This window comes from Undibacterium sp. GW821-FHT11H02 (assembly GCF_058808015.1).
On record NZ_JBXARG010000016.1, the window covers coordinates 57,689 to 75,037 of the forward strand.

At 45.6% G+C, this 17,349-nt stretch carries 14 protein-coding genes; 10 read left to right on the forward strand and 4 right to left on the reverse strand.

Translation table 11 applies throughout. The features are described from left to right. Window positions 1-188: 188 nt before the first annotated feature. From AC1RR2_RS15495 to AC1RR2_RS15510, 4 genes are all read left to right on the forward strand, one after another. Entirely contained in the window at window positions 189-1,925 is a 1,737-nt protein-coding gene (locus AC1RR2_RS15495; protein WP_493223172.1) for a S41 family peptidase, read from the forward strand. A gap of 458 nt (window positions 1,926-2,383) precedes the next feature. After that, complete coding sequence (locus AC1RR2_RS15500; protein WP_493223173.1) at window positions 2,384-3,391, forward strand: tetratricopeptide repeat protein; 1,008 nt, start codon at window positions 2,384-2,386, stop codon at window positions 3,389-3,391. 43 nt (window positions 3,392-3,434) lie between these two features. Beyond that, a complete protein-coding gene (locus AC1RR2_RS15505) occupies window positions 3,435-3,854 on the forward strand; it encodes a hypothetical protein (RefSeq protein ID WP_493223174.1) in 420 nt (139 codons plus the stop codon). Between the two features lie 53 nt (window positions 3,855-3,907). After that, on the forward strand, window positions 3,908-4,897 hold the full coding sequence (locus AC1RR2_RS15510; RefSeq protein WP_493223175.1) for a CE1 family esterase: 990 nt from the start codon (window positions 3,908-3,910) through the stop codon (window positions 4,895-4,897). A gap of 53 nt (window positions 4,898-4,950) precedes the next feature. On the opposite strand, the gene AC1RR2_RS15515 is transcribed toward AC1RR2_RS15510, so the two are convergent. Beyond that, a complete protein-coding gene (locus AC1RR2_RS15515; RefSeq protein ID WP_493223176.1) occupies window positions 4,951-5,442 on the reverse strand; it encodes a YqaA family protein in 492 nt (163 codons plus the stop codon). Window positions 5,443-5,702: 260 nt separating this feature from the next. Here AC1RR2_RS15515 and ilvA point away from each other — a divergent pair, with 260 nt between their 5' ends. The 6 genes from ilvA to rapZ all read left to right on the forward strand — a co-directional run bounded on the left by ilvA (window position 5,703) and on the right by rapZ (window position 13,777). Next, entirely contained in the window at window positions 5,703-7,238 is a 1,536-nt protein-coding gene (gene ilvA / locus AC1RR2_RS15520) for a threonine ammonia-lyase, biosynthetic (protein WP_493223177.1), read from the forward strand. A gap of 183 nt (window positions 7,239-7,421) precedes the next feature. Further along, entirely contained in the window at window positions 7,422-8,282 is an 861-nt protein-coding gene (gene queF, locus AC1RR2_RS15525) for an NADPH-dependent 7-cyano-7-deazaguanine reductase QueF (RefSeq protein ID WP_493223178.1), read from the forward strand. Window positions 8,283-8,524: 242 nt separating this feature from the next. Beyond that, entirely contained in the window at window positions 8,525-11,155 is a 2,631-nt protein-coding gene (locus AC1RR2_RS15530; protein ID WP_493223179.1) for a sensor domain-containing phosphodiesterase, read from the forward strand. Between the two features lie 184 nt (window positions 11,156-11,339). Continuing rightward, on the forward strand, window positions 11,340-11,804 hold the full coding sequence (locus tag AC1RR2_RS15535; RefSeq protein WP_493223180.1) for a PTS sugar transporter subunit IIA: 465 nt from the start codon (window positions 11,340-11,342) through the stop codon (window positions 11,802-11,804). 158 nt (window positions 11,805-11,962) lie between these two features. Continuing rightward, complete coding sequence (gene hprK, locus AC1RR2_RS15540) at window positions 11,963-12,907, forward strand: HPr(Ser) kinase/phosphatase (RefSeq protein WP_493223181.1); 945 nt, start codon at window positions 11,963-11,965, stop codon at window positions 12,905-12,907. A gap of 6 nt (window positions 12,908-12,913) precedes the next feature. Continuing rightward, window positions 12,914-13,777, forward strand: a complete 864-nt coding sequence (gene rapZ, locus AC1RR2_RS15545; protein WP_493223182.1) for an RNase adapter RapZ — start codon at window positions 12,914-12,916, stop codon at window positions 13,775-13,777. Between the two features lie 61 nt (window positions 13,778-13,838). On the opposite strand, the gene AC1RR2_RS15550 is transcribed toward rapZ, so the two are convergent. From AC1RR2_RS15550 to AC1RR2_RS15560, 3 genes are read right to left on the reverse strand one after another with little or no spacing between them, the layout of a single operon-like run. Continuing rightward, on the reverse strand, window positions 13,839-15,002 hold the full coding sequence (locus AC1RR2_RS15550; protein WP_493223183.1) for an ABC transporter permease: 1,164 nt from the start codon (window positions 15,000-15,002) through the stop codon (window positions 13,839-13,841). Further along, a complete protein-coding gene (locus AC1RR2_RS15555) occupies window positions 14,999-15,853 on the reverse strand; it encodes an ABC transporter ATP-binding protein (protein WP_493223184.1) in 855 nt (284 codons plus the stop codon). Before AC1RR2_RS15555 ends, AC1RR2_RS15550 begins: the two co-directional genes overlap by 4 nt. A gap of 1 nt (window position 15,854) precedes the next feature. Further along, the gene (locus AC1RR2_RS15560) at window positions 15,855-17,342 is read right to left on the reverse strand and encodes an alpha/beta hydrolase (RefSeq protein WP_493223185.1); all 1,488 of its coding nucleotides are present in this window, start codon (window positions 17,340-17,342) and stop codon (window positions 15,855-15,857) included. Window positions 17,343-17,349: the final 7 nt, after the last annotated feature.

Consider the following 17,349-nt stretch of genomic DNA (forward strand, 5'->3'; position numbering starts at 1 on the left):
AGTGACTCGAAGGCTGGAATGGTTCGATAGATAAAACCCACTTCACCTCACCAATTTCTTGAGCTTAACGGTCTTGAGACGAAAACCGGCTTCAAAAAACAACAAGAAAACAATAAGCCCGACCTATTATTGCCAAACAAGTATGCTTTGTTTAGTATCTTTACATTTTTAAATTACTGGTTACCTTTATGAAAAGCTTAAGCTCTTTATTAGTATGCATGTTAGTTTTTAATCACGCTCATGCGGGAGATGCTCCTCAAGATCATTCGGCGGCTAAGGCTTATCAATACGTACAACAAATGAGGAAAGAAGCTCAAAATATAGTGAAAAGTGGAGACACTACTGTTGAAGCAAATCGAAAAGCGGCTTTACATCTTGAGGGAGCCCTGGCTTTTCTCGATCAAGAAGTTAATTTGGATTTGGCTAATGGCAGTTTTTCTTTGCATGCAAAACCTTTGGATTTGCGACTTGATATTGCAAAGCTGTATTTGGCATCAAATCAAAAGGAAAAAGCGATACGTGCATTGGAAGGTATAAGCGAGTCCATTTGGTTTCCACGATTAAATGAAATTATTAGCAAAGACAAAGAATTATCTGTGTTGCTTCCTGACCCACGCATACAAAAACTAATCAAGACATCTGAGGTGCCAACTCAATTATATAAAAGTTCTGATCTAGCTAGCCCTTACAAGGAAAACATCAGTACAGAAGAAAAAATAGCGGGGCTCTCTTTGTTTTGGGCTAGGGCACGTGATAGTTTCGTCCACTTTGACAAAATCCCTAACTTGCAATGGGATAAGGTGTACATGGAATACTTAAGTAAGGTGATGGCAACGCAAACTACGGCGCAATACTATCGCGTCCTTATGCAAATCGCGCCATTACTTAAAGACGGACATACGAACATTTACCCGCCAGACCAACTGGAAAAAGATTTCTATAGAAGACCACCTATGCGAACGCACTTGATTGAGGATAAGGTAATAGTCAGCGCAATTAGCAGCCCTTCAATCAGAAGCCAAATAAGTGTGGGTGATGAGATTGTTGCGATTGACGGTATGCCAGTAAAAGACTATGCGATGAAAAAAATTGCACCTTACGTCAGTAGTTCCACTATACAAGATTTTAATTTGCGTACTTTTAGTTATCAACTTTTATCTGGCAGTGAAAAGCAAGCTCTACAGTTTAAGATTCGATCTTTAGACGGCAAAGAAAAAGAAATTCAAGTTGCGCGCAGTGGTTATACAGATTTAGAAGTTTCTGAAAACAAAAGTTTTAAGATGCTTGATGGCGATATCGCCTATATCTCAATAGATCATTTTGAAGATAAAAATAGCGTTAAAACATTTATGGATGCATTTCCGAAAATTAAAAAGGCAAAAGGTTTAATTATCGATGTAAGAAAAAATGGTGGCGGTTCTAGTTCATATGGTTTGCAAATACTAAGCTACCTTACGAGTCAAGCCCTACCATCTTCGAACTCATATATCAGGGCGGATAATGGCTATACTCTGACGCGTGGCTCAGCCATTACTTGGAAGATTTTGGAGGGCAAACGCTCCAAAACTAGCTATACCAATCAAGATATTTATACTGGCCCAGTTGTAGTTCTAACTGGTGCAGCAACGTTCTCTGCCGCTGAAGATTTTGTTCTTTCCTACCAATTATTAAAGCGTGGATTAACCATAGGCGAAGCCACCGGTGGAAGTACCGGTCAACCATTAGGGTTTGATCTACCCGGCGGCGGTTCCGCGCGTATTTGTGTCAAACGAGATACTTATCCTGATGGCAGCGACTTCGTCGGAAAAGGCTTACAAGCTGACATAGAAGTTAAACCTACTATTTCAGATATACGCAATGGGATAGATCCTGTTTTAAATCGTGCCCTACAAGAACTAATAATGACCAAGACCAGATCAAATTAAGTATCCGCTATTTCAAACCTTTCGCCAACCAAGCTACGCCCCGTTAGACTCTCTATTTCAACAAGCCACTCTATGGCAACGGGGGTTAGCGAAAGTAAAAGTCAACAACTCACAAAAAAACAGACAAGAAGTTGTCAGCTTACGTTCTGATTGTCCAAGACATACCGCACTCTTTGGCTGCGCTGCCTCGCGATCCCAATCTGGGCTTAAATCCACCTATGTTTGGCTCACCCTAAACAACGCACTAAGCTAGATCTAGCCTCCCTCCCAACCTCGCCCCGGCAATTCAATTTCCGAGTGTATCTCACCGCACATCTACCGCAACTCATGGCGATCAGACCGTAACCCATCACATTTTGGTAGAGAGCCTAGGGTGTTAGAGCGGATACTTCATCATCGATTGCGGCTTGAGTTCGCTTCAATCACTTGGCACAGACTCATTCATTAAGGAAATTATTATGACCAACTTCTCTCATCATGCATCCAGTATTCGTTACGCCATCATGGCTTCGCTCTTGCTCACGTCATTGCTTAGCATGCAGTCAGCGCATGCCCATGAATATAGCGCGCTCATCAAAGCAAAAAAATATGCCGAAGTGGAACGCGCAATCAGCGCAAAACTGGCCACCGATGCCAATTATGCCGATGCTCTGGTAGCCAAAGTCGATTTGATTCTGGTCGAGGGTAAAGTGGCTCGTCTTGATGAGGGTGTGAAGCTTGCCGAACAATGCATAGCAGGCAATCCTAAAAACTCTGAATGTCATGAAGCACTTGGCAATGTGCTTGGTACCAAAGCAGAAAAAGGCGGCATGATGGCGGGGATTAGCTCTCTTGGAAAAATTCGTGATTCCTTCAAAAAAGCCATAGAACTAGATCCCAAAAATTTCAGTGCGGCTAACTCCTTGATGACTTTTTATTTAGAAGTGCCTGGCCTGATGGGCGGCAGTAATTCGAAAGCAAAAGACGTGATTGCAGAAACTCAGAAAGTCAATCCAGCAGTAGCGAGTCTTTTGCAAGCGAAGTTTGATCTCAAAGACGACAAAATTGAAAAAGCGAAAAGCGGTGTGCTGGCGGCCAATCCCAACGGCAGTCCCGTCGTCGCCCAGTTACAGAACGAGATCGCCGTAGAGATCGCTCAGACTTACGTCAAGGACAAAAAATTCGTCGATGCCGAAAAAATGTTTCGCGAAGTAATCCAACGTTCTCCTGAGTCTTCAGTCGCTTGTTTGGGACTGGGCAGATCATTGCAAGAGCAAGGAAAAGCCAAAGAAGCGCTGCCACATTTAGAAAAATCATTAAGTATCGAAGTGACTGGTGCGGCGCTTTATCGACTCGGTAAAACATGGCAAGCCTTGGGCGATAAAAACAAAGCCATTTCATTTTTCGAAAAAGCACTAGGTTTTACCCCGGCGTTGGGCACAAAAACCCGTGCTGACGCTGAAGAACAATTGAAACTGCTGAAGTAAGCTCTCTTCCACAAAACTGATAAAAAAAGATAGGAGAAAATTCATGAATGAAGTTTCGCTGACCCGCCTTTATATACTGCGCGCGATGTACTTGTTGGTAGTCATCGGGCTAGCACTCAGCTTATGGCCAGGTGTCATCGCTTCTAAAAAGCCATTTGCCGCTTGGGAGTTTTTTCGCAGCGTAGAAACCTCGATGATGGCGGCATTTTGGTTGCTATGTGTTGTGGGAATTCGCTATCCATTACAGCTTCTACCCATACTCATGTGGGAATTGCTGTGGAAGACAATCTGGTTGATTGCAGTACCGTTGCCGCTCTGGTTAAATGGCACGTTCGATGATAAGTTACTGCCCAATGTATTTGCAATTGGTTTGGTCATTCTCGTGTATGCCGCCCTACCTTGGTCTTATGTCTATCGTCACTATGTGAAAAAACAAGCTGATCAGTGGCGCAGAGCGAAGTAAAAATTAGAGGAAGTAATTCTTTCACTATCACTCCCATATCCAGAAACAGAATCATGAAAAAAATCCTACTCAGAAGTTTGTTTGCTCTACTTGGCTTGATCGCACTAGCGGGTGGCTTGTTCGCCTATTTTCTCTACACGCCCGATCCAGATACGCCTGAACTCTCCGGCGAATTGACTAAGGCCACCATTCAAATTGACGGCAAGGAGATGACTTACCGCACTTACCTGCCAAAAGGCTTGGCAAAAAATGCTCCCTTAGTCATCGTCATGCATGGTTCTGGGCAAAATGGCACACAGATTCGCTTGGAAACTGGGTACGGATTTGATCGCCTGGCAGATCAATATGGTTTTGGCGTGGTCTACCCGAGCGCAAGTTCTTTTGATTGGAATGACTGTAGCAAAGTGGGCGATTTCAAAGTGAATGGACGCGAGCTTGACCATGTTAAATTTTTGACGCAACTGTCCGATAAGCTGATTGCGGAAAACGGTTTCGACCCGCAACGTGTTTTTGCAACCGGGGTGTCTTCCGGTGGGTTTATGTCTTTGCGTTTAGCGATAGAAGCCCCGACCCGCTTTCGCGCGGTGGCGGCAGTCTCAGCCAACGTGCCCATCCTGGATAATTTTAAATGCACTATCGGCGGAACAAGTACATCGGTGATGTTGATGAATGGCACCGATGACCCCATCGTTCAGTATGAGGGTGGCGAGACCAGTCTGTTTGGCCTGTTCTACAAGGGCGGCATACTCAGGTCATCGCAGGGTACTGCACAATTTTTTGCCGATCTGAATAAAATTGGCGGCGATCCTGTGACTAATCCAGCATCCAGTTCGATCCTGCTGAATAAGGAAAATCAATCAAACTTCAAACGTACAGTTTGGAAAAATGAGCGCAAAATGGAGGTGGAACTTGTGACCATACACGGTGGCGGACACGGCATGCCGCAGCCCTATTGGAAACATCCACGACTAGTTGGTCCATCACCAATGGCACCGAATGGACCTGCATTGATTTGGGATTTTTTTGCGCGGCAGGCAAACTAATTTATTCATGAAGACGCCTGTTCGCTAGCGTCTCGCTGGCGAACAGAATTGACTCAACCGAACCACGAAGAAATACTATGCCAGAATCCTTCAGGTACTCTTAAAAGCAAATAAGTCATAGTGATATAACGCAAGCATTTGCCGATGGCCATGTACAACATACAAGGCCAGGCGGGCAGCTTTAGCCAGCCACCCAAGGCGCAAATGGGATCACCAATCACCGGCAGCCACGCCAATAACATCGTCTTTGCACCGTAGCGCTCCAACCAGCTAAACCAGCGGCTACTGCGCTCTTTTGCAAAGGTCTGTTTAGCTTCATACCCAATGAAGTAATTCAACATACCACCCAGCGTATTGCCAATGGTCGCCACCAAAATTGTCAGCCAAAACAAGTCTGGATTTGCTTTGATCATGGCAAAGACTGCCGGCTCCGAGCCAAGTGGCAGTAAGGTTGCCGACACAAAGCTGATCACAAAGACTGCGGTTAAACCGATTTTTGAAATAGCTAAAACACTAAACAACCAGGCAATAGCCGCATCTATCATGGCTTTTTCATTAAGGATGGTGAGGGATACATTATAATGCTTCGAACAGGACTTAAATAATTTGCACTTATTTCATTGCAATTGCTGGGCACTACCCTTGCCTGCGAGCTGAAATACGATTGAAAGCTGGCACCATCAAGCTGGCAACAAAGTCGATTCTGTACTAATCAAAACAGAATCGCTACATCCGCTAAAAGAGCGATGTTGCATGATGTCCGAATTTGACATTTGACTCTCGTTTTTGAAAATAGAATTCATCCATGGCTACCGATTACCTGAAAAAGATCCTCACCGCCCGCGTCTATGACGTGGCAATAGAAACCCCATTAGAACTAGCACCGACGCTGTCCAAACGCATGGACAATCAAATTCACTTTAAGCGTGAAGACATGCAAAGTGTGTTCAGTTTTAAATTGCGCGGTGCTTACAATAAGATTGCACACCTGACACCTGCTCAATTAAAACACGGCGTTATTTGTGCCTCCGCAGGTAATCACGCGCAAGGCGTGGCTTTGAGTGCCAAACGGGTTGGTTGCAAGGCAGTGATCGTGATGCCAACCACCACACCACCAGTCAAGATCGATGCGGTGCGCGCCCACGGCGGCGATGCGGTGGAAATTGTTTTGCACGGGGAGTCGTATTCCGATGCCTATGAGCATGCTTTAACTTTAGAAAAAAAACGTAAGCTGACTTTCGTTCATCCCTTTGACGATCCAGATGTGATCGCTGGTCAGGGCACGGTTGGGATGGAAATTTTGCGTCAACACGCAGGCCCTATTCACGCGATTTTTGTAGCCATTGGTGGCGGTGGTTTAATCGCCGGCGTCTCTGCTTATGTTAAAGCCGTGCGTCCTGATATCAAAATTATCGGTGTGCAAACTGTCGATTCCGACGGCATGTATCGCAGTCTGAAAGCGGGCAAACGCGTGACACTGACCGATGTTGGTTTATTTTCAGACGGAACTGCGGTCAAACTAGTGGGCGAAGAAACCTTCCGTTTGGCGAAGCAATATGTCGATGAAGTGATCTTGGTCGATACCGACGAAGTCTGTGCGGCGATTAAAGATGTATTTCAAGATACGCGTTCGATTTTAGAACCGGCTGGTGCACTCGCGGTTGCTGGCTGTAAAGCCTATATCGAACGCGCCAAAGCGAATAAAAAACCGTTAAAAAATGAAACGATGGTGACCATCGCCTGCGGCGCCAATATGAATTTCGACCGCCTGCGTTTTGTCGCGGAACGTGCTGAAGTGGGTGAAGCACGTGAAGCAGTATTTGCTGTCACTATCCCGGAAATTCAGGGCAGTTTCAAACGCTTTTGCGAACTGGTTGGTCCGCGCAATGTCACCGAATTCAACTACCGCATCAGCGATAAAAAAGAGGCGCACATTTTCGTCGGCGTGCAAGTCACCAATCGCGAAGAGTCCAGCAAAATCGCCAAGAATTTTGTGAAGCATGGCTTTCCGACTTTGGATTTAACCGATGATGAATTGGCGAAACTGCATATTCGTCATCTGGTCGGCGGCAAGAGTGAATTAGCTGAAAACGAATTGCTGTATCGCTTTGAATTCCCAGAACGTCCGGGCGCATTAATGCGCTTCTTAAACAGCATGGCACCGAATTGGAATATCAGCCTATTCCACTACCGTAACCACGGTGCTGACTATGGTCGCACTTTAGTTGGCTTGCAAGTACCAAAGAAAGAAATGAAGGCGTTTAAAGAATTTTTGAATGGCCTTGGATATCGCTATTGGGATGAAAGCGATAATCCGGTTTATAAACTTTTCCTGGGGTAAAAACCAGGAAGCTGGGTAAAACTTGTCACTTACTGAGTTAAGAAATGTAGGGCGGGGGAAACCCACGCCGCCAGACCATCTGGCACTTGAGCAGCGCGGGTTTCACCCGCCCTACATGACTACCTTAACTTAGTGACGTAGATATTCATCATCCAGCACTTTTTTGATTGAAACACACGCACCATGAGCACTTCCAACAATTCACCTGAACAATCCCAACTAGGGAAAACATCTGCCTACCAAACGCAGTACGACCCCAGTTTAATTTTCCCGATTCCTCGTGCCGAAAAGCGCGCTGAAATTGGTTTAAAAATTGTCGATGGTAAAGCGGTCAATCTGCCCTTTTTCGGGATGGATTTTTGGAATGCCTATGAGGTTTCATGGCTGAATATGCGCGGCAAACCTCAGGTTGCTATCATCAGTGTATTTGCCCCCGCGGACTCGCCGAATATCGTCGAATCAAAATCCTTCAAGCTTTATCTGAATTCATTTAACCAAACCAAACTAGCCAGCACCGAAGCCTTATTGAGTTTGTTGCAAACTGATTTGTCGAATGGTTTCGGTGCGCCTGTGCAGATCACGATTACGCCCCAAGAACAATTTGGTAAAGCCACATTTCAAGAGTTAGATGGGATGTTGCTAGACCGACTCGATATCGAAGTAGATCAGTACTCACCGATTCCAACAGTTCTGCATGCCGATCACAGCCAACCAGCCATTGAAGAAACACTAGTATCGCACTTACTCAAATCAAATTGCCTGGTAACAGGTCAACCCGATTGGGCCAGCGTACAAATTTCTTATGTTGGTGCACCGATTGATCAAGAAGCTTTGTTACGTTATTTAATTGGTTTTAGAAATCACAATGAATTTCACGAGCAATGTGTAGAACGAATTTTCTGCGACATCATGCAGTATTGCAAACCGCAAAAACTTTCTGTGTATGCGCGCTATACGCGACGCGGTGGATTAGATATCAACCCTTGGCGCAGTAATTTTTCCACAGGGAAAATGCCTTCCAATTTACGCAGTGCACGACAATAATTCTTTCCTAAGATCAATAAAACGATGCGCAAAATTGAAAGGTTTTAACTTAAGTCAGTGTTTTGTAAATTTTCTTTCAATCAGTACAGCATTTATACTTGCTGATAGATACAGCATAGAGTACATTTACTTGATTTTTTAAATAGACTTGCTGTGATTGCAACTTAGCCAGATTGCTAGGAATAAATACACGCACATTCATTAGCATATTCATCTAGGCTTCCTGTACTGACCACAGATTTATGTATCTCCAGAATTGGCAACAGCTGTTAGAGCAACATGCGCAAGACGCGACGATCGTTTTAGTTGATGGAACGATAGTGCACGCCAATCCCGTAGGGATTAAGTTTTTGCATGCAAAAAATTTCAATGAAATCGCGGGATTACGTTGGAATTCTTTCTTAAATTTCAAACAAGCCAACCAACTCAAAACTCATCTGCAGTCAGGAAATAGTCTGTTGCCACATGCGATTGCCGAATTTTGCGAATTGCAAACCCGTGATGGGCACAGCTTGGAAGTCGAAGTCCGGCTACATAGTTTTCCACTGCAGCGACAAACTGCCTATGTCTTGCGTTTGCGCGACTTGCAGACACAACCTCTCGCAAAATCATTTCAGCTGCAAAATTTTAGACCTGTCCTACCACGCAATAGCTTGAGCCACGAAGCACTGCATCACGAGAAAGAGATTCTCGAGATGATTGCACTCGACAATCCGCTGACACAAATCTTGCAAGATGTCTGTGACCGTATGGAGCGTCTACTAGACAACGGCTCAATCTGTGCTGTCATGTTGTATGACAATGAAACCCAAAAATTAAAGCTCGCTGCAGCGCCTTCGATGGAAGCGGAGTTTTTAAATGAAATTGATCATTTAGAAATTGGTCTAGATAGCTGGTCTTGCGGGCTGGCGATACAAACAGGCAATATCAAAATCGTGGAAGATATTGCCGCCAGTGATCTCTGGTATAAAAACAAGCAAACACCAACACGTTATGGTTTTCGCTCCTGTTGGTCGGTACCCATTAAAACCGCGTTTAATACCTTACTAGGCACGGTCGATATTTATCACCGCAATCATCGTCATCCTAGTGATGATGAGCAAACCCTGATTATGGATGCGATGCACGTCATCGCTTTGGCTATCGATAAGAAAAACATGGAACAGAGTTTGGCGACGAGTGAAGATCGCTATCGTTCCGTGGTCAACAATCTGACCGAAGGCATTATGGTGATCGCGCCTGGCGGCAAGATCCTGACATGTAATCCCAGTGCAAAATCAATTCTGAAGATCACTGATATAGAAAGCATGGGACGCCGCCATCGTTATTTCAAGCGCATCTTCCGTGAAGATGGCAGCGAAATCAAAATTGGAGATGATCCCGCTTCTTTAGTGCTACGCAACGGCGAACCTATCACCAACCTATCCTTAGGCTTGGAATTGGTGGATCGCACCATAGTCTGGTTACTGGTCAATGCACAACCCATTAATTCCTCGCGCAATAGCAATAAGACCGAAGCCGTTTTAATTTCCTTCACTGATACAACCGAGGTACGCGAGACTGAACGCCAGTTGCAATATATCGCGACGCATGATGCTTTGACCGGGCTGCCAAACCGACATCAATTACAACAAAGGTTGGGATACGCTTTATCTCATGCGGACGAACAAAAAGTCGCGGTAATATTTTTGGATCTCGACCATTTTAAAAACGTCAATGACACAGCCGGTCATGCTGCTGGCGATGGCTTGTTGTGCGATGTTGCCAAGCGTTTATCCTCATGTATTCGCGCCACTGATATGCTGGCAAGACTTGGCGGTGATGAATTTGTGATTGTGGTGGAGGAATTTGCCACTGCTCAACATTTAAAGGAATTGGCAGACCGCATTTTAATGAAGATGCGCGAACCTTTTGTCATCGAACAGCACCAGTATCATTTAGGCACATCAATCGGCATTAGCGTTTTCCCCCATGACGGTACCGACGGCCCGACCTTATTACGTTGCGCCGACTCTGCTATGTATCTGGCGAAAGAACTAGGGAGAAATAATTATCAGTTCTTTACCTCCGATCTGATGATACGGGCACAACATCGCTACACCTTGGAGCGCAATCTGCGCCGCGCGCTGGTCGACGATGAATTCATTCTCTACTACCAACCTAAAGTCAGCCTGGTGGACGGCAGCATTCTGGGTGCTGAAGCCTTGGTACGTTGGCAAATGCCCGATATTGGATTAGTGGAGCCGAATGAATTTATTCCCTTCGCCGAAGAGATAGGATTGATCGTCCCTATAGGACGTTGGGTACTCGCCAAAGCCTGTGAACAAGCACAGCAATGGCGTCAAACCTACAAAGTCGATTTCAAAATCAGCGTCAATATCTCGCCGCGTCAATTTCAAGATCCTAAATTGCCTCAGTTTATTTTAGAAGTCTTGCTACAAAGCGGCTTACCAGCACATGCCTTGCAATTGGAGATTACCGAAGGTTTATTAATGGTTGAAGCAGAACATCTAAGTTCAGTCTTCGACGCCATCAAGACGTTGGGAATTAGTATTTCGCTCGATGATTTTGGCACGGGATTTTCGTCCTTATCCTACCTGCAACGTTTCCCCATTGATAATTTAAAGATAGATCGTTCGTTTATCCGTGAAATCCCCGAAAATCAAGACTCGGTGGTACTCACCAAAGCCATTATCGCAATGTCTAGCGCATTAGGAATGAGTGTCACGGCTGAAGGTGTAGAAAATATGGAACAGATGGAATTTTTGAAAGATGCTGGCTGCGATGAGATTCAAGGCTTCTATTTCAGCCGTCCTATCTCGGTAGAGAGTTTTTCTGCGTTGCTGCGTCAGCACAGTGTCGATAAGCTATAAGCGGCTCATATTAATCAAGGCGATATTCGCCTAGTCCATAAAAGAAGCCTATAATCGTGGTCTATGGTGAATCGCAACATGTATCTTTGCACAAACTTATCTCCTTGGTAAAAAAGTGGGATATCAATAACAGAGAGACCACCAAAACCCAAGACCAACGAGCAGTAGTCTCAGATTAAGTAACATGACGAATATCGCAAAAATTCTTCCCCTAGAGAATGTCTTACTCGACTTAGATGTGTCCAGTAAAAAGCGCGCTTTTGAACAAGCCGGACTGCTGTTTGAAAACAATTGCAGCATCGCACGTTCGACTGTGTCAGAAAATTTATTTGCCCGCGAGCGCTTAGGCTCCACGGGTTTGGGACACGGCGTGGCAGTTCCACACGGTCGCATCAAAGGTTTAAAAAATCCCATCGCGGCATTTGTTCGTTTGTTAGACCCAATTCCATTCGAATCACCGGACGGACTGCCAGTCAAGGTCTTGATCTTTCTCTTAATGCCCGATAATGTGACGCAACAACACTTAGAAATTTTGTCAGAAATCGCCGAGATGTTATCTGATGATGCCTTCCGTGATGCCTTGCAAACAGAACAAGATGCCAGCTTGGTTTACAAGCACATTATTACTTGGGAACCTAAGCTACTGTAAGTCGGGTTCCTGAATTCATGCTCGCGTAGTAAACCAGTTCCCGATAAGGACGACACCAGGCATACCGCGACATAACTGATAATTGCTGTTAGGCGGTGGGCACTAAGTGATTTTCCTCTGAGTTGACGTTTGATGTTTGAAGAAGCCGAGTAAGCCTTATGCCACTAGCGACAGAATTAACCATACAAAAAATCTTTGACGATAATCGCGATACTTTACAACTAGGTTGGTTCGCAGGTTTTTCCGGTGGCGACAAACAGATTACCGATGACGCCACCGCATCGTCTGATCAAGTCGGTCATTTAAACTTAATTCACCCTGGCCGGATACAAGTTCTAGGTCATCAGGAAATCAATTACTTCCACCGTTTATCGCCCGGCTCACGCGCCAATCTGATTAAAGAGTTAGTTGCTGGTCAACCTCCTGCCCTCATCGTGGCGCAAGGACTGGAATCACCACAGACATTTTTGAATGTCTGTGACGACAATAATATTCCACTGTTTTCGACGACCTTACCTGCAGCACAGGTCATCGATTATCTGCGTGTCTATCTTTCCAAAAAACTGGCACCGCAAGTCACCATGCATGGCGTGTTCATGGATGTATTGGGTGTCGGCGTCTTGATTACCGGTGAATCTGGCTTAGGTAAGAGCGAATTAGGCCTGGAATTGATTTCACGTAGTCATGGTCTGGTGGCCGACGATGCTGTGGAATTTTCACGCATTGCGCCGAATATGATAGAAGGCCGCTGCCCGCCTATTCTGCAAAACTTATTGGAGGTGCGCGGTCTTGGCCTGCTCGATATCAAAGCGATCTTCGGTGAGACCTCGGTACGTCGTAAGATGCGTTTGAAATTAATTGTGCACTTGGTTCGTCGCAGCACGCTAGAAGAAAACTATGAGCGCCTGCCGATTGATTCTCAATCCGAAGATGTCTTAGGTTTGCAAATCAAAAAGGTCGTCATTCCTGTGGCCGCTGGCCGGAATATCGCGGTTCTACTGGAAGCCGCAGTTCGCAATACCATTTTGCAATTACGCGGCATCAATACACTGGAAGAATTTATGGAACGTCAACGTCGTGCCATGGACGAAACCCTGGGCTAGGCTAGTATGCGCATCTTATTGATTTCGGGTATATCGGGTTCTGGCAAATCAGTGGCACTTAATGTCATTGAAGATGCGGGTTTTTACTGCGTAGACAATTTGCCACCCAGCTTACTGATGGAATTAATCTCCACGTTGCAAACTGAAGGTGTTAAAAACGTTGCGATTGCCATTGATTCTCGCAGTATTCAACAATTGCAATCCATTCCCGCCAATATCCAAAAACTGCGTGAAGCCGGGCATGAATTAAAGGTATTGTTTTTGACAGCAAGTTCAGAAACCCTCATCGCGCGATTTTCGGAAACGCGACGCAGCCATCCTCTGTCTCATCATTTACAACAACAATTACTTGCCAGCGAGCCATTGAGCTTGACAGAGTGCATTGCTAAAGAACGCGAATTGCTTGAGCCTTTACAGTTTCTTGGTCACGTGATCGACACGTCCTATCTGAGCGCCAATACTTTACGTAGCTGGATCAAAGATGAGATCGGTGTTGAACAAGCGCCACTGATACTGATGTTTGAATCCTTTGCATTTAAAGTCGGCGTGCCACTCGATATTGATTTTGTGTTCGATGTACGAATTTTGCCCAACCCGCACTATGACCATGCCTTACGTCCTCTGACGGGTCGCGATCAAGCTGTCATTGATTTTCTTGAAGCGCAGGCGATGGCACAAGACCTCTACGCTGACATCCACCGCTTTATCGAAAAGTGGCTCCCCTCATTTAAGCGAGACAACCGTAGCTATCTCACGATAGGCATAGGTTGCACAGGTGGCCAACACCGGTCTGTGTATATGGTCGAAAAACTCGCCAAACATTTTCAACAAACAGAAAAAGTTTTAATTCGACACCGTCAAACTCACTAAAAAAAAAGCCGTTCAGCATTTTGGCTGAACGGCTTTTTAATATCTGTCTACATATCAGGGTTTACTCCATCACAACCTGACGCATTTTCTTAGCAACGAACAATAGACTTGCGGCGACAATCGCGCTACACACGGCGAGCGCAATCGCAATCGCACTCAGACTGACTAGCTCGCCTTTCAGCACCTGATTCATCATTTGCGTTTGCGCCATCACAGGTACCCAACCCAACCATGCAGGCTCCTTGCCCGGATTTAAAATAAAAAACAAAGGCAAGAACGACACCGTCAAACTCAACAACTGATTGCGCACGTTGGCCTCTTTGAAGGTCTTGCACGTCAAAGACAATGCCACCTGTAAGGCAGATAGCGCTGCTGCCAAAGGTACCAACACCACCAAAAATGCCAAGGCATCTTTGACGCCAAATTGAAACTCAGCACGCAGTGCTTCATTCGCTATCACTGATTGTGCGGGAAAAAAACTGGTCACAGTCAAAATCACAATCAATACACTGACCGAAGCCACTGCCGCTGTTTTACCAATCGCCAACTGCAGACCCGAAACCGGATTCATCATCAATGGCTCCAAAGAGCCACGCTCACGTTCTCCAGCCGTACTATCAATCGCGGCAAACATTCCGCCCATCACTATGGCCATGATCAAGACCATGGGTAACATGCCTGTAATCGTCACTTTGCGCTCATCTGGGCGGCTGATATGACGCTCTTTGACTGTAATCATCTGCAGCAGTTCTGGAGAAACACCACGCATCATTAGATCCAAACTACTACGTTCTTGCACATAGCCATTCAGCAAACGACGCAGCGGCCCCAAGCCCATTTCTGCCTGACGATTCGAAGTGTCATAAGCAATTTCCAACTCCACGCGTTTAGCTTGCGCCATGGTATTTTCAAAATTTTCAGCGATCAGCAAGACTGGCTTAGTCAATTCCTTATTGCGTGATTTTTCTTCATAATCAACAGGGGCCTGTTTGATTTGATAACCTTGACGCAAAATGTAATTTTCCAGACCCGGTGCATCTTTCATGTTCACAGCCAGCACCGTACGGTCGACCGCTTGAGATTCAACCTGCGACATCACGGTAGAAAATACAAACAACAACACGGGCACCAACAATAATGAGCTCGCCAACACCATCATTAAAGTGCGACGATCACGCATCGCATCAGAAATTTCTTTCCAATAAATTGCTAGTATTTCTCTCATGCCATACTCCCTTGCTTCGATGTTGCTATCGCATTACTCACATTCACTTTAGTCGCGTCAGCATGAACCGATTGTTGTTTATCTAAAAATGCCAGTTTGACGAAAGCATCTTCAAAATCATTTTCCTGTGCCTGCAACATCAATTCCGCTACTGTGCCTGAAGCGACGGTCTTACCTTGCGCCACGATCACGACGGTGTCACACAAGCGTTCCACCTCTTGCATAATATGGGTGGAAAAGACTATGCATTTTCCACCGCCTTCCGGTGTTCTCAACCAGCGTAAAAACTCACGCAATGCGCGGGTCGCAACCACGTCTAAGCCATTTGTTGGTTCATCCAAAATAATATTTTTAGGATCGTGAATCAAGGCGCGCGCCAAGGCGATCTTCATTCTTTCACCCTGACTAAAACCTTCGGTACGGCGCTCTAGCAAATTATGAATTTCCAACCAATGCGCCAACTGATTAGTACGTTTCTCTATCGTCGCCTTGTCCATGCCATGCAGCTTGCCGTAATACTGTATGTTTTCACGTGCAGTTAGGCGAGGATACAAACCACGGGCATCGGACAAAATGCCAAGGCGAGCTTGCGAAGCGGTCTGGCCTTCTTTGACTTGAACCTCGTCAATCTTGATAGAACCGCTATCCATTTTCAGCATTGAAGCAACCATACGCAGGCTGGTCGTTTTACCGGCACCGTTCGCACCGAGCAATCCTAATATCGCGCCATCATGCGCAGTAAAACTAACGCCATTCACTGCTTTCACTTTTTCTGAACTACGTGCACCGATACCAAATTTTGGCTTACCTAATTTAATAAATTCTTTGTGTAAGTCTTCAACAATAATCATCTTATTCTCCTGCTTTCTTCGCATCGACTGCGCTAGGGCTGTCGCTATTCTGTACCGGCGGGAGCCAGACCAAAGGACGTGGAATCTGACGCACACAAGTTGCATCCACTTTCAGAGCCTCTTCGTCGGTTTTAGCAGCCAGAAATTTATCCAACACTTCGCGAATGCAACCATGGCTCAATAAACCGTGACCTGCATTTTCCACACTGATATGACGGGCTTTACTACCCAAGGCTTTGGCAATCTGATCACCATTACGGGTAGGCGTAACCGGATCGATGCCGCCACTCAAGAGCAGAACGGGTGATTTAGAGACAGGCGTAGTAAAAAATTCCTTGGGAATTTCTGCACGAGGCCAATTTGCACAAACCTTGTCATACATCTCGCCCATTCTTGCGGTGAATTCATCAGTATTGCTACTTGCCGCTCTTGGTTTCGCATAGGCTTCACTACACCAAACTGAATAATGCATACCCATAGTTAAACCGCCGGGTCCTGCCTGATTAAAGCTACCACTTAAACTCAGCAAAGGGTCTAATTTTCCTTTTTCCGCTTGCGTAATTGCATACGGCAAAGCAGCAGTCATGGTCGGTGAGTACAAAGCTTTGAACACCATACCAATCAAATCATCACTCAGAATTTTTGTACTTATCGTACTGATCGCGCGCGAATTAGTGAACGTAAACTGGCGCGGCGTATTGCTCAATAGTCGCTTCCAAGTCCCAGCCAAATCAGGATAGGCGGAATTACAACGGGTATTTTTTAAGCAATCTGCAAACACAGCTTCTAAGGCCGGCTTAGCATCAGATGCCAATAAGTTCAGATCTGGCGGCACCACGCCATCTATCACCAGACGACGTACAGACTGAGGAAACTGACGCAGGTATTCCAATCCAACTCGCGTGCCATAGGATGCACCAACCAGATTAACCGCACTGTAATTTTGTGCAACACGAATGGCTTCTAAGTCTTGAACGGCGATACTGGTGCTATAAAATTGCAAATCACCGTGAGGCAATTTCTGTAAGCTCTGCATACAGGCTTGAGTCAATTTCAGCGCACCTTCTTTATCGAGAATTTTATCGCTGGCTTCTAATTCTGTACAACGCAAGGGAGCGCTTTTTCCAGTGCCGCGTTGATCGACAAAAACCAGGTCACGACGACGATTGAGCTTGCCTAAAACAGCTTCACCAAAACCCGCTGCTTCGACGGCACTTTGACCGGGGCCACCCGCCAATAAAAACACGGCATCAGGTAATTTATTTCTATCTTTGGATGGCAACACGACGTAATGTACGTCGATTTTTTTGCCGTCCGGCTTAGCCGGATCAAGCGCTCTTTGAATTTGCCCACATTGCACTTCTTGTGGAAAACTGGAAATACGGCAAGGCTTGGTTTCAGCCTGCGCAGTTTGCCCATAAGTGAAGAGACTCAAGGGCAGGCTCAAGGTCGCCAGGCTGAGCGCACGTCTAAATGCTGGATTGAACAAGATACAC

What these genes read in the sequence shown, in the direction of transcription:
- AC1RR2_RS15495 (WP_493223172.1), top strand. Translation starts at nt 189, where the DNA reads ATGAAAAGCTTAAGCTCTTTATTAGTATGCATGTTAGTTTTTAATCAC.
- AC1RR2_RS15500 (WP_493223173.1), top strand. Translation starts at nt 2,384, where the DNA reads ATGACCAACTTCTCTCATCATGCATCCAGTATTCGTTACGCCATCATG.
- AC1RR2_RS15505 (WP_493223174.1), top strand. Translation starts at nt 3,435, where the DNA reads ATGAATGAAGTTTCGCTGACCCGCCTTTATATACTGCGCGCGATGTAC.
- AC1RR2_RS15510 (WP_493223175.1), top strand. Translation starts at nt 3,908, where the DNA reads ATGAAAAAAATCCTACTCAGAAGTTTGTTTGCTCTACTTGGCTTGATC.
- AC1RR2_RS15515 (WP_493223176.1), bottom strand. Translation starts at nt 5,442, where the DNA reads ATGATAGATGCGGCTATTGCCTGGTTGTTTAGTGTTTTAGCTATTTCA.
- ilvA (WP_493223177.1), top strand. Translation starts at nt 5,703, where the DNA reads ATGGCTACCGATTACCTGAAAAAGATCCTCACCGCCCGCGTCTATGAC.
- queF (WP_493223178.1), top strand. Translation starts at nt 7,422, where the DNA reads ATGAGCACTTCCAACAATTCACCTGAACAATCCCAACTAGGGAAAACA.
- AC1RR2_RS15530 (WP_493223179.1), top strand. Translation starts at nt 8,525, where the DNA reads ATGTATCTCCAGAATTGGCAACAGCTGTTAGAGCAACATGCGCAAGAC.
- AC1RR2_RS15535 (WP_493223180.1), top strand. Translation starts at nt 11,340, where the DNA reads ATGACGAATATCGCAAAAATTCTTCCCCTAGAGAATGTCTTACTCGAC.
- hprK (WP_493223181.1), top strand. Translation starts at nt 11,963, where the DNA reads ATGCCACTAGCGACAGAATTAACCATACAAAAAATCTTTGACGATAAT.
- rapZ (WP_493223182.1), top strand. Translation starts at nt 12,914, where the DNA reads ATGCGCATCTTATTGATTTCGGGTATATCGGGTTCTGGCAAATCAGTG.
- AC1RR2_RS15550 (WP_493223183.1), bottom strand. Translation starts at nt 15,002, where the DNA reads ATGAGAGAAATACTAGCAATTTATTGGAAAGAAATTTCTGATGCGATG.
- AC1RR2_RS15555 (WP_493223184.1), bottom strand. Translation starts at nt 15,853, where the DNA reads ATGATTATTGTTGAAGACTTACACAAAGAATTTATTAAATTAGGTAAG.